A 12281-nucleotide genomic window follows, 5' to 3' on the forward strand; every position below is an offset into this window, starting at 1 on the left:
ACGCCCGGTTACATTCCGAACCCGGAAGCTAAGCCTTTCAGCGCCGATGGTACTGCAGGGGGGACCCTGTGGGAGAGTAGGACGCCGCCGAACAATTATTGCGGAAGCCCCGCACCAGCCCTTTACGGGTTCGGTGCGGGGCTTTTCTGCGTTTACCCCACGGTGATGTTTACGTGGCCGTATACTCGGAGCATGTCTGATGCCATGATCCGTGTGCCGGCCGAGGTGAGAGACCGCCTGGCCGTCATCGCTGAGTCCCGCGGGACGTCCATCCGGTCTCTGGTGCAGGAGTTTGCCGAGACGACGCTGACCGCAGAGGAGCGGCGGGAGCGGGCGGAGCGGGCCCGGGCCTATATGGCCGAGCACTTCGGGGTGGACGTGACCGACGAGGAGAGTGCGGCCATGGGCCGCAAGCTCCGTGAGGCCTTCGCACGGCAGGAGGACGCGGCCGCGTGATCCAGCACCACCTCGTCCTGGACACGCCGTCCTTGCTTGCGCTGTCCGGGAATCGGCAGGTGTCCGCGCTGATTCACCAAGCCCATCTCGATGCGGACACGCGGTTGTGGGTGCCGGTCCTGTCGGCCATCGAGGCCGACGTGGTTCTCGCGGGGATCGCCGAGCACATCGGTCAGCTCGACGTGATCCACATGCTCGACCTCGACTATCCGGCCGTCCTGGCTGTGGCACAGATGTGCCGCGACGGAGTGCCGACCGGTGTCGCAGCCGCCGTCCATGCCGCACGTCACCTTCCCGAGTGGGGTTCACAGGCACTGGTTGCCACGGTCGAGCCGAAGGCCTATGAGGGGCAGGGAGTGGGCGTCTTCGATCTGAACCGCTGAGCCTTCGCTCCTCAGAGGCGGCCGGCCGCCTTCAGGGCGAGGTAGGCGTCCGCAAGGGCCGGGGCCAGGGTGTCCGGGGTGGCGTCGACCACGTGGACGCCGTGGCGGGTCAGCTGGTCGGACGTGCGGCGGCGCTGGGACTGGGTCTGGGTGCCGGCGGCGGCTTCGTAGACCGCGTCCACCGTGCCGCGCGAGCTTGTCATGGCTGCGACATGGGGGTCGGCGACCGAGGCGAGCAGGACCGTGTGGCGCTGCGTGAGGCGGGGAAGCAGCGGGAGCAGGCCCTCTTCGATCGGGGACGCGTCCAGACTCGTCAGAAGGACCACCAGGGACCGGCGCGGGGCACTGCGGAGGATGGTGGAGACCAGGGTCCTGGAGTCCGTCTCGACCAGCTCCGGCTCCAGGGGGGCCATGGCGTTGACGAACGACGGGAGGGTGTCGGCCGCCGAGCGGCCCTGGACCTGGGCGCGGGGGCGGCGGTCGTGGGCCAGCAGGTCCACGCGGTCGCCGGCGCGGGTGGCCAGGGCGGCGAGCAGCAGGGCCGCGTCCATCGCGGAGTCCAGGCGGGGGGCGTCGCCGACGCGGCCCGCCGAGGTGCGGCCGGTGTCCAGGCAGATGAGGATGTGCCGGTCGCGTTCGGGGCGCCAGGTGCGGACGGCCACCTTGTTCTGGCGGGCGGTGGCGCGCCAGTCGATGGAGCGGGTGTCGTCGCCGGGGACGTAGTCGCGCAGGCTGTCGAACTCGGTGCCCTCGCCGCGGGTCAGGACGCTCGTACGGCCGTCCAGTTCGCGCAGGCGGGCCAGCCGCGACGGGAGGTGCTTGCGGCTGGTGAAGGGCGGCAGGACCCGGACCGTCCAGGGGGACACCTGGGAGCCCTGGCGGGCCCACAGGCCCAGGGGGCCGTAGGAGCGGATGGTGACGCGGTCGGCCCGGCGGTCGCCGCGGCGGGTGGGGAGCAGCCGGGTGGTGAGCCGGCGGCGTTCACCCGCGGGGACGACCACCTCGTGGCGGGAGGCCGCGGCCTCGGTGCCCGGGAGCCAGCTGCTCGGCGGCCAGGCGTCGCGGACGCGGGCCCGTAGCTTGCGGTTGCCGGGATTGGTGACGGTGAGGTGGACCTCCGCCGGTTCGCCGAGGCGGACCGAGGTGTCTCCGGAGCGGGCCAGCACGAGGCCCCGTACGGGCGCGGCCAGGGCGTGGTCGAGCGCGCAGGCCAGTGCGATCGGGCCGTTGACCGCGAGCATCCCGGTCCAGCTCGGTTCGAGGATGCCGACCGGGATGCTGCCGAGGGCCGCCAGCAGGGCGGCGCGTCCGGTGAGGGCCATCAGCGCGGGACGGGGACGTGGGAGAGGATCGCCGTGATGACGGCGTCGGCGGTGACCCCCTCCATCTCCGCTTCCGGGCGCAGCTGGACGCGGTGGCGCAGGGTCGGGAGGGAGAGGGCCTTGACGTCGTCGGGGGTGACGTAGTCGCGGCCGGTGAGCCAGGCCCAGGCGCGGGCGGTGGCCAGCAGGGCGGTCGCGCCGCGGGGGGAGACGCCCAGGGTGAGGGACGGCGATTCGCGGGTGGCGCGGCAGATGTCGACGACGTAGCCGGCGATCTCGGGGGATACGGAGACCCGGGCGACGGCCTGGCGGGCGGCTTCGAGCTGGGCCGGGCCGGCGACCGGTCGGATGCCGGCGGCGTGCAGGTCGCGGGGGTTGAAGCCGGCGGCGTGGCGGGTCAGGACCCCGATCTCGTCCTCGCGGGAGGGGAGGGGGACGGTGAGCTTGAGGAGGAAGCGGTCGAGCTGGGCTTCCGGGAGGGGGTACGTGCCCTCGTACTCGACCGGGTTCATGGTGGCGGCGACGAGGAAGGGGTCGGGGAGCGCCCGCGGGGTGCCGTCGACCGTGACCTGACGCTCCTCCATGGCCTCGAGGAGCGAGGACTGGGTCTTGGGCGGGGTCCGGTTGATCTCGTCCGCGAGGAGGAGGTTGGTGAAGACCGGGCCGTCCTGGAAGGAGAACTCGGCGGTGCGGGCGTCGTAGACGAGCGAGCCGGTGACGTCGCTCGGCATCAGGTCGGGGGTGAACTGGACGCGCTTGGTGTCGAGTTCGAGGGAGGCGGCCAGGGCCCGCACGAGGAGGGTCTTGGCGACGCCGGGGACGCCTTCGAGGAGGACGTGGCCGCGGCACAGGAGCGCGACGACGAGGCCGGTGACGGCGGAGTCCTGACCGACCACGGCCTTGCCGATCTCGGTGCGGAGCGCTTCGAGGGAAGCGCGGGCGCTGTCCGCGGTCACAGCCGTGGACTCGGTGGCCGGGTACGTCATGACGTACGGACCTCTCTTTCGAGGGCGTCGAGGTGGTCGGCGAGCGCGACGAGTGCCGCGTCGTCGGAGGGGGTGGTGCCGAAGAGCAGGGCGGTCAGGTCCCGGGGTTCGCCGGTGAGTCGGGCGGAGACGGCCGGGACCAGTGCCACGGGGTCGTGGGCCTGGTTGTGCGGTACGCCGACCAGTGCGGCCAGGCGTTCGCGGGTGGCGGCGCGCAGCACGGTGGCGGCGCGGTCGCGGGCGTCGGCCTTGCGGTAGAGGCGGGCGCGGCCCTCGGTGGCCTCGGAGGCGCGGATGACGACGGGGAGCTTCTCGGTGACGAGGGGGCCCAGGCGCCGGGCGCGCCAGAGGGCGGCGAGGACGGCGGCGACGAGGAGCTGGAGCAGGGCCCAGGACCAGCCGGCCGGGACGAGTTCGAGGAGGGTCTTGTCCTCGCCGGAGTCCACGGGGTCGGAGTCGGCGAGGGACGGCATGTACCAGACGAGGTCCGGGCGGGAGCCGAGGAGTTGGAGGGCGAGGGAGGCGTTGCCTTCGTCGGCGAGGCTCTCGTTGAGGAGGATCGTCTCGGAGCCGAGGAGGACGGTGTCGCCGCCTGTGGGGCCGGTGGGGAGGACGAGGAGGGTGGGGTGGCCGCCGCTGGGGTAGCAGGTGACGGCCCCGGGGAGGGTGGTGGTGTAGCGCAGGCCGCCGCCGGTGTCCGCGCGGCCGGCCGTGGTGGCGGCGGGCAGGGTGCAGCCGGGGTCGGGGTGGTCGGTGTCGGCGTCGCCCTTGGTGTGCACGCCGGGGGACAGCTCGGGAAGGCTGTGGCTGCCGGGGGCCAGCAGGACGGTGCGGCCGCCGGAGAGGTCGATGGCCGAGCGGATGACGTCGCGCTGGGTGGCGCCGAGCCGGTCGGGGTCGGTGACCAGGAGGGTGGTGCGGGGGCCGGCGGCGTCGGCGGCCTCGCGGGCCGTGGTGACGACGCGGGTGGTGACACCGCGTTCGCGCAGGAGCTCGGCGACGGCGTGGCTACCGGCGGGGTCGGCGGAGCGGGGGTCGAGGTGGCCGTGGCGGGTGCCGGAGCTGAGGACGGCCGTGGCGATGGCGCCGGCGGCGAGGACGGCCACGACGGCGAGGGCGAGGCGGATCCGGCGGAGGTGGTGGGTGCGCGAGTCGCCCTCGGCGGGTACGGGGTCGTTGCCGGGGGCGCTGCCCCCGGCAACCTGCGCCTCGGACGCAGGCGGGGCTGACATCGCCGCCGGCGGGGCCGGATCGGTCGGGCCGGTCATGCGGTGGGTCCCGTCAGCAGCGGCTTTGCGCGGTCCAGGGTGAGGTCGAGGGCGCGCAGGCGGGCGTACATGGCGGCGTCGGCAGTGCGGCCGCCGTAGGTGACGTCGTCGAAGGTACGGGCGGCGGCGCGGAGTTCCGTGGCGTGGTCGGGCAGGGAGACGGCGGCTTCGGCGGCGGCCTCGTCGGCGGTGCGGCCGGGGCGCGGGTCGAGCAGGGTGCGCTCCTCCAGGGAGCGGACGACGGCGCGCATGCGTTCCTGGACGGCTTCGGTCCAGCGGTCGGCGGCGGCGTGGGCGTCGGCGGCCGCGCGGTGGTCTGCGGCGCTGCGGATGCCGTCGCCGAAGAGGGTTCCGGCGCCGGTGACGGTCCGGCGGGGGGCGCCGAGCCGCCACCAGAGGGCGCCGACGGCCAGGACGACGAGGACGAGGATCACGAGGAGGCCGAAGCCGCCTCCGGGGGTCGCCCCGGAGGCGGCGCCGAGCATGTCGTCGAGCCAGTCGAAGAACGCGCGCAGGGCGCGGTCGAACAGGCTCGGGTCGTTCTCGTGGTACATCGGCTTGGACAGTTCGCGCTCGGCCGCCTCCCTGGCGGGGTCGCGCGGTGTCGTGACCGGTGGTGTCTCGGCGCTCGGCAGGAGCGCCGTGGCGCGGGTGATGAGGCCCCCCGTACTCATCATCTGTGGGTCAGCCTCCGGTCGTGCCGTAGTTCTCGACGCCGGCGGCCCGGGCGAGCTCGAGGTCGAGTCCCTCGCGGCGGATGCGCTGGTCGACGTACAGGAGGACGGTGACGCCGGACTGGAAGGGCATGACGATGGTCTGCGCGATGATCAGGCCGATCGCCGGCGCGATCAGCGCCCCCCAGCTGTTCATGCCGCTGCCGTCCGCCAGGGAGTCGAGCCCGCCGCCGAAGGTGAGCAGGCCGATGATCTGGAACGGGGCGACGATCATCATCGAGATGAAGAAGGCGATGATGCTGGTGAGGATCGTGATGCCGAAGATGCGCCACCAGCTCCCCTTCACGAGCTTCGAGGAGCGCGCGAAGGCCTTGATGACGGTGCTCTTCTCCAGCATCAGGGCGGGCGAGGCCAGGCTGAACTTGATGCCCAGCCAGACGAGCAGCGGCAGCCAGAGAACGAAGCCGACGATGGCGAGGCCGATGCTGTCGGTGAGGATGCCCGGCAGGACCAGGACGACGCCGAGCAGGATGACGCCGAGTCCCAGTAGCAGGGTGAGCCCTATCAGGCGCAGCAGCTGGGGGCGGGCGTCGCGCCAGGCGTCGGAGACCGAGGACTGCTGGCCGAGTACGGCGCGGCTGAAGACCATCGTGAGCATCGCGGTGACCACGATCGTCCCGAGGATCTGGATGAACTGGACGGCCGCCGACGCCGCGAAGGTGCTGCCGGCCGATTCGAGCAGCTCGTCGGGGCTGACGTCCTCGCTCGGAGAGAGGACGAGGTCGTTCAGCATGAACCTCTGCAGGATCACGCTGATCACCTGGACGATCGTGGCCACGACCACGGTGATCGGCAGGACCGAGCGCCAGTGGGTGCGCATGGTGGCGACGGCGCCGTCCAGGAGCTCGCCGAGGCCCAGGGGGCGCAGGGGGATCACACCGGGCTTGGCGGCAGGGGGCGGGCCCCACTGTCCGGGGCTGCCCGGGTAGCCGTACTGGGGCCCGTACTGGCCCGCGTAGGGGCCACCGGGCTGCTGGCCCCAGCCCGCGGTGGGCTGCGGCTGGGCCGGCGGAGCCTCGGGCGCCTGGCCCGGGCTCGACCACTGGCCGGGGGGCGGCTGCTCGGCGGACCACTTCGGGTCGCCGGCGGGCTGCGCGGGCTCGGCGGGGGGCGTGGGCTGCTGCGCGCCGCCGTCGGTGCCCGGCCGGTCAGCAGGAGTTTGCGACCGCTCGCCGTCGGACGGCTCGGACGGAGAGGATCCGGGCGTAGCCCAGCCCGGAGAGTCGTTCATCGTCACTCCTTCATGTGCGCCTGCTGCGGCGGGCGCTGGTCGCTGCCATCGTGCCATGTGAGGGGCCCGAACGGAGTAGGGGGTGGGCGGCGGATCGGGTGTGGTGGCGGGCGGGTCGGGGTGATCCTGACCGGTCGGTCAGCGTCCGGCGGTGCTGAGGGGCCTCCGTCAGCCCGTACCTTCAATTGTCGACCCGATCAGGGGCAGACTGGTGGAGCGGATCTCCACGCAGGTCCGAGGGTCGATTTCCAGCCCTTTTGGCTGTGGGACAGCTCACCGCCGGGTAACGATTAGCTAATGGGATGATGTCAACCATGAAGGGACGCGTCCTTGTCGTCGACGACGACACCGCGCTGGCCGAGATGCTCGGCATTGTGCTGCGTGGAGAAGGTTTTGAGCCGTCGTTCGTAGCGGACGGTGACAAGGCACTTGCTGCCTTCCGGGAGGCGAAGCCGGACCTGGTGCTGCTCGACCTCATGCTGCCCGGAAGGGACGGCATAGAGGTCTGCCGCCTGATCCGGGCCGAGTCCGGCGTGCCGATCGTCATGCTCACCGCCAAGAGCGACACGGTCGATGTCGTCGTGGGCCTGGAGTCCGGGGCCGACGACTACATCGTGAAGCCGTTCAAGCCGAAGGAGCTGGTGGCCCGTATCCGGGCCCGCCTGCGCCGGTCGGAGGAGCCCGCACCCGAGCAGCTGGCCATCGGTGACCTGGTCATCGACGTGGCCGGGCACTCGGTCAAGCGGGACGGTGCCTCCATCGCCCTGACCCCGCTCGAGTTCGACCTGCTGGTCGCCCTTGCGCGCAAGCCCTGGCAGGTCTTCACCCGTGAGGTGCTGCTGGAGCAGGTCTGGGGCTACCGGCACGCGGCGGACACCCGCCTGGTCAACGTGCATGTGCAGCGACTGCGCTCCAAGGTCGAGAAGGATCCGGAGCGCCCCGAGATCGTCGTGACGGTGCGCGGTGTCGGCTACAAGGCCGGACCCAGCTGACGTGCAGTCCGGCACGACCGGCACGTCGGGTACGACCGGCGCGCCCGGCAGGTCCGGCGCGCCCGGCAGGTCCGGCGCGTCCGGGGGCCGGGGCGGTTCCCGCCGGTGGAACCTGCGCGCCGGCCGGCGGCTCCTGGACGGCGCGTCCACCAGCCCCGTACTGCGGCTCTGCGTGCGCCTCGTGCGCCGGCCGCTGCTTCCGGCCGTCCGCCTATGGCGGCGCAACATCCAGCTCCGGGTGGTCGCCGCCACCCTGCTGATCTCGCTCGCCGTGGTGCTCGCCCTGGGCTTCGTCGTCATCGCCCAGGTCAGCAGGGGTCTCCTGGAGGCCAAGGAGGAGGCCGCGCAGAGCCAGGCCGCGGGCGGGTTCGCGGTGGCGCAGGAGAAGGCCAACGCCCCGGCCACGGTGGACGGGCCCGACGCCACCGACAACAAGGTCGGCCGGGACGCCAGTACCTGGATGAACTCCCTGGTCAAGCAGTTGGCCAGTGGTGGCCAGACGGCCTTCGAGGTCGTCGCGCTCGGCGCGGGTACGGGCGAGCAGGCGCTGCCCGGAGTGCAGGGCGTCAAGGGCGCCCGCGCCTCCGGCAACGTGGACCCGACCGCCAGCGTCCCGCTGCCGCTGCGGCGTGCCGTCAACCACGCCACCGGGGCCTTCAAGACCTTCTCCGAGATCAAGTACACGAGCGGGGACGACAAGAAGGAGCCCGAGCCGGCGCTGGTCATCGGCAAGCGGCTCTCGGACATCAACGGCGACCCGTACGACCTGTACTACCTCTTCCCGCTCACGCAGGAGGAGGAGTCCCTCAACCTGATCAAGGTCACCATCGTGACCGCGGGCCTGTTCGTCGTGGTCCTGCTCTGCGGTATCGCCTGGCTCGTCGTACGCCAGGTGGTCACCCCGGTCCGGATGGCCGCCGGGATCGCCGAGCGGCTCTCGGCCGGGCGGCTCCAGGAGCGGATGAAGGTCACCGGTGAGGATGACATCGCGCGCCTCGGCGAGGCCTTCAACAAGATGGCGCAGAACCTCCAGAACAAGATCCAGCAGCTGGAGGAGCTGTCCCGGATGCAGCGCCGCTTCGTCTCGGACGTCTCGCACGAGCTGCGCACCCCGCTGACGACGGTACGGATGGCCGCCGACGTCATCCACGACGCCCGGGTCGACTTCGACCCGATCACCGCGCGCTCCGCCGAGCTGCTCGCGGGGCAGCTCGACCGGTTCGAGTCGCTCCTCGCCGACCTGCTGGAGATCAGCCGCTTCGACGCCGGGGCCGCAGCCCTGGAGGCCGAGCCCATCGACCTGCGTGACGTCGTGCGCCGGGTCATCGACGGCGCCGAGCCGCTCGCCGAGCACAAGGGCACCCGGATCCGGGTCCTGGGCGACACCCAGCCGGTCATCGCCGAGGCCGACGCCCGCCGGGTGGAGCGGGTGCTGCGCAATCTCGTCGTCAACGCCGTGGAGCACGGCGAGGGCCGCGACGTGGTGGTCCGGCTGGCGTCCGCGGGCGGGGCCGTCGCCGTCGCCGTACGGGACTACGGCGTCGGGCTGAAGCCCGGCGAGGCCACCCGCGTCTTCAACCGCTTCTGGCGGGCCGACCCGGCGCGGGCGCGCACGACCGGCGGTACCGGCCTCGGCCTGTCCATCGCCGTCGAGGACGCCCGGCTGCACGGAGGCTGGCTGCAGGCCTGGGGCGAGCCGGGCGGCGGTTCGCAGTTCCGCCTCACCCTGCCGCGCACGGCCGACGAGCCGCTGCGGGGCTCGCCCATCCCGCTGGAGCCCGAGGACTCCCGGGCCAACCGGGCCAGGGCCGCCGCCGAGGCCGCGGGCAGCGCGGCGGACCGTACGCCCGCCGACCCCGGTGACCGCTCGCCGATACCGCCGCGCTCGCCCGTCGCCGGAGCCATGCCGGTGCCCGCCGACCCGACGGCCCTGCCGGGGAACGGCGCCCGGGTCGTGGCCCGCCCGGCCGATCAGGTGCAACAGGAGGACCGAGCCGATGGACGCTGAGCCCATGGACGCGCGGGCGGGGCGTGCGCGGGTGCGGCGCCGGCGGCTGCGTACCGTACGGGCCCATGCCTTCGGCGCGGCCGGGCTGCTGCTGGCCGGCTGCGCCTCGATGCCCGACCACGGGGAGATCCGCCCGGTGCAGGCCTCGCAGGGCGTGGACTCACAGGTCCGGGTGTTCGGCGTACCGCCCGCCGACAAGGCGAGCGCGGCCGACATCGTCGACGGCTTCCTGGAGGCGATGACCAGCGACGACCCGCAGCTGGAGACCGCCCGCAAGTACCTCACCGAGGCGGCCGCGAAGGAGTGGAAGCCCGGCTCCGCCGTCACCGTGCTCTCGTCCGGCCTCGACCGGGTCTCGGTGCGCGGCGAGAAGGACCCCGACGGGCCCCGCTGGAAGGTGACCGGCCGCAAGCTCGCGACCGTGGACGAGCGCAGCGCGTACCAGCCGGAGACCGGCGGCGGTCAGTACGAGGAGTTCCTCCAGCTCGTCCAGGACGACGAGAAGCAGTGGCGGATCTCGACCCCGCCCAGCGGCCTCGTGCTCAGCGAGTCGGACTTCCAGCGCATCTACATGCCGGTCAACAAGTACTACTTCGCGGGCGGCACGCTCGTCGCCGACCCCGTCTACGTGCGCCAGCGCACCGACCCGGACTCCCGGATGGACCCGACCACGCAGACCGTGCAGTCGCTGCTCGCGGGGCCGTCCAGGTGGCTCGGCCCCGTCGTCGAGTCCAGCTTCCCCACGGGTACGGAACTGCGTCCGGGGACCAAGTCCCTTTCGTACGACGGGCAGAACACGCTGCGCGTGCCGCTCAACGACAAGGCCGACAACGTCGCGCAGCCGCAGTGCAAGAAGATGGCCACTCAACTCCTTTACACCGTCAAGGATCTGACGGGCTCTCGGCTCGACCAGGTCGAACTGCTGCGCGCCGACGGCAAGTCGTCCTCGCTGTGTTCGGTGACCGAGGTGAGCGCGGCCGCGATCGCCGGCCGGCCCAAGATCCCCGAGTTCCAGTACTTCGTCGACAACGAGAAGCGCCTGGTCCGGATGAAGCTGGACACGAACAGCGAGGACCAGCAGGCACGGCCCGAACCGGTGCCGGGGCCGCTGAACACCCTCCCCGCGTTCAAGGTGGGCTCGGCGGCCGTGTCCTACGACGAGCGGCGCGCGGCCGTGGTCTCCGAGGACGGGCACGCGCTGCACGTCGTCCCGCTGGTGGGCGGTGGCCCCATGCCGCAGCCGGTGCTGGTCGGCAAGGGCGGCAAGGCGGACAAGCTGACCGCGCCCAGCTGGGACGCGGCGGGTGACCTGTGGGTCGCGGACCGTGATCCGCAGCACCTGGGGTTGTGGCGGGTGCCGGGCGGGGCCGGGACCCCCGAGAAGGTGCAGGTGGCCGGGCTCGACGGCGGCAAGATCACCTCGCTGAAGGCGTCCCCCGACGGGGTGCGGATCGCGCTGCTCGTGGAGCGGGGCAGCCGCAAGAACCTGTACGTCGGGCGGATCGAACGGCCCGACGGCAAGAACGACGCCTCGGCGGTGTCGGTGCGTGAGCTGCGCCCGGCGGCGCCGCAGATGGCGGACGTGACGGCGATGAGCTGGGCGCCGCGCGGGCGGCTGCTCGTGGTGGGCCGGGAGAGCGGCGGTGTCCAGCAGGCCCGCTACATGCTGGCCGACGGCTCGATGGTCGCGGCGAGCCTGCCCGGGGCCACCGGGCTGTCCGAGGTGGCGGTCGCGGCCACGGAGGACGAGGCGAAGCCGAAGCCGGTGCTCGCGTACTCGGACGACGACGGGATCGTCTGGCTGCCGCCGGGTGCGCAGTGGCGCACGGTGGCGGCGGGCGGCCAGGGGCCGGTGTACCCGGGCTGACCTGTGGCTGCGCGCGTCGGCTTGGTTTTCCACAGGGGTGGCGGGCTGTGGTGCGGCCCGGCACTGTGGAGCGATGCGGGGTTGGTGGCAGGAGCTCGCCGGGCTGGTCCTGCCGGTCGACTGCGCCGGCTGCGGGACGGTCCGGGTGCTGGTGTGCGCCGGGTGCCGCGGCGCGCTGAGCGGGGCCGGGGCGGGGCCGGTGCGCCCGTCTCCGTGGCCCGGAGGGCTGCCTGTGGTGTGGGCGGCCGCCGTCTACGACGGGGCGGTACGGGGCCTCCTGCTGGCGCACAAGGAGCGCGGGGCGCTGCCGCTGGCCGGGGTGCTCGGCGCTGCCCTGGCGGGGGCCGTCCTGGCGGGCGGTACCCGCGGCCGTGCGGGCGGCGCCGGGGGCGTGGGGGACGTGGCGCTGGTGCCGGTCCCCTCGGCGCGGCGGCAGGTCCGGGCGCGCGGGCACGATCCGGCGCGCAGGATCGCCCTGGCGGCCGCGGGGCGGCTGCGGCGGGCCGGTGTTCCCGCGCGCGTGGCGCCCGTACTGCGGCTGCGGCGGGCGGTGGCGGACCAGGCGGGGCTGGGGGCCCGGCAGCGGCGGGAGAACCTCACGGGGGCGCTGGGGGTGCGCCGGGGCGCGCGGAGGCTCCTCGCGGACGGGACGCGGATCGTGCTCGTGGACGACCTGATCACCACCGGGGCGACGCTGGTGGAGGCGGCCCGGGCGGTGCGTGCCGCGGGGCTGGTCACGGGCCCGGGGGCGACGCTGCGGGCGGCGGTGGTGGCCGCGCCGGCGGACTCGTTCACACGGATCGAACGGGCGCCGCACGTTTGAGCAACTCGCACAGAAGAAGAATCTTGTGAATAGATTTGGAACTGGCGGGGAAGGCCCATCGTTGCAGGTAGTAAGAGGGAACAGCCACTTCGCCGGAAGTACATTCCGGTAGCGGGTGCCGACAACCGCCATAGAGGGATATGTTCGGTTGTAAGGAACTCAGGAGGCTGTCTCTCGACTCCGAAGTCGGTGGGGTGTTGATCTTGCCGAT

11 protein-coding genes and 1 rRNA gene are annotated in these 12281 nt (G+C 73.0%); 7 read left to right on the top strand and 5 right to left on the bottom strand.

Translation table 11 applies throughout. The features are described 5' to 3' along the window. The 3 genes from rrf to ACGFZK_RS27890 all read left to right on the top strand — a co-directional run. Positions 1-93, top strand: a 5S ribosomal RNA gene (gene rrf, locus ACGFZK_RS27880); the annotation flags it as partial. A gap of 99 nt (positions 94-192) precedes the next feature. Then, entirely contained in the window at positions 193-456 is a 264-nt protein-coding gene (locus ACGFZK_RS27885) for a hypothetical protein (RefSeq protein WP_327385145.1), read from the top strand. Then, the gene (locus ACGFZK_RS27890) at positions 453-839 is read left to right on the top strand and encodes a hypothetical protein (protein ID WP_393851607.1); all 387 of its coding nucleotides are present in this window, start codon (positions 453-455) and stop codon (positions 837-839) included. The genes ACGFZK_RS27885 and ACGFZK_RS27890 overlap by 4 nt, the downstream gene beginning before the upstream one ends. 11 nt (positions 840-850) lie before the next feature. Here the strand turns inward: ACGFZK_RS27890 and ACGFZK_RS27895 are convergent, their stop codons facing one another. Genes ACGFZK_RS27895 through ACGFZK_RS27915 form a run of 5 tightly spaced genes read right to left on the bottom strand, consistent with a single transcriptional unit; the run spans position 851 to position 6380 of the window. Beyond that, positions 851-2161, bottom strand: a complete 1311-nt coding sequence (locus ACGFZK_RS27895; protein ID WP_393851608.1) for a DUF58 domain-containing protein — start codon at positions 2159-2161, stop codon at positions 851-853. Beyond that, positions 2161-3147 (bottom strand): AAA family ATPase, encoded by a 987-nt coding sequence (locus ACGFZK_RS27900; protein ID WP_393851609.1) that lies wholly within the window; start codon positions 3145-3147, stop codon positions 2161-2163. The genes ACGFZK_RS27895 and ACGFZK_RS27900 overlap by 1 nt, the downstream gene beginning before the upstream one ends. Continuing rightward, positions 3144-4415: a DUF4350 domain-containing protein gene (locus ACGFZK_RS27905; protein ID WP_393851610.1), complete on the bottom strand. Its 1272-nt coding sequence runs from the start codon at positions 4413-4415 to the stop codon at positions 3144-3146. Before ACGFZK_RS27905 ends, ACGFZK_RS27900 begins: the two co-directional genes overlap by 4 nt. Next, entirely contained in the window at positions 4412-5092 is a 681-nt protein-coding gene (locus tag ACGFZK_RS27910; RefSeq protein ID WP_393851611.1) for a DUF4129 domain-containing protein, read from the bottom strand. Before ACGFZK_RS27910 ends, ACGFZK_RS27905 begins: the two co-directional genes overlap by 4 nt. A gap of 7 nt (positions 5093-5099) precedes the next feature. Continuing rightward, positions 5100-6380, bottom strand: coding sequence for a glycerophosphoryl diester phosphodiesterase membrane domain-containing protein (locus ACGFZK_RS27915; protein WP_393851612.1), 1281 nt, complete (start codon positions 6378-6380; stop codon positions 5100-5102). Between the two features lie 302 nt (positions 6381-6682). Here ACGFZK_RS27915 and mtrA point away from each other — a divergent pair, with 302 nt between their 5' ends. The 4 genes from mtrA to ACGFZK_RS27935 all read left to right on the top strand — a co-directional run bounded on the left by mtrA (position 6683) and on the right by ACGFZK_RS27935 (position 12070). Continuing rightward, complete coding sequence (gene mtrA / locus ACGFZK_RS27920) at positions 6683-7372, top strand: two-component system response regulator MtrA (RefSeq protein WP_189747360.1); 690 nt, start codon at positions 6683-6685, stop codon at positions 7370-7372. Between the two features lies 1 nt (position 7373). Then, positions 7374-9380, top strand: coding sequence for an MtrAB system histidine kinase MtrB (gene mtrB, locus ACGFZK_RS27925; RefSeq protein ID WP_393851613.1), 2007 nt, complete (start codon positions 7374-7376; stop codon positions 9378-9380). Next, a complete protein-coding gene (locus ACGFZK_RS27930) occupies positions 9370-11247 on the top strand; it encodes an LpqB family beta-propeller domain-containing protein (RefSeq protein ID WP_393851614.1) in 1878 nt (625 codons plus the stop codon). The genes mtrB and ACGFZK_RS27930 overlap by 11 nt, the downstream gene beginning before the upstream one ends. 73 nt (positions 11248-11320) lie before the next feature. Then, positions 11321-12070 (top strand): ComF family protein, encoded by a 750-nt coding sequence (locus ACGFZK_RS27935; protein WP_393851615.1) that lies wholly within the window; start codon positions 11321-11323, stop codon positions 12068-12070. Positions 12071-12281: the final 211 nt, after the last annotated feature.

Origin of the sequence: Streptomyces sp. NPDC048257, from assembly GCF_043201855.1 — a bacterium.
GTDB lineage: Bacteria > Actinomycetota > Actinomycetes > Streptomycetales > Streptomycetaceae > Streptomyces.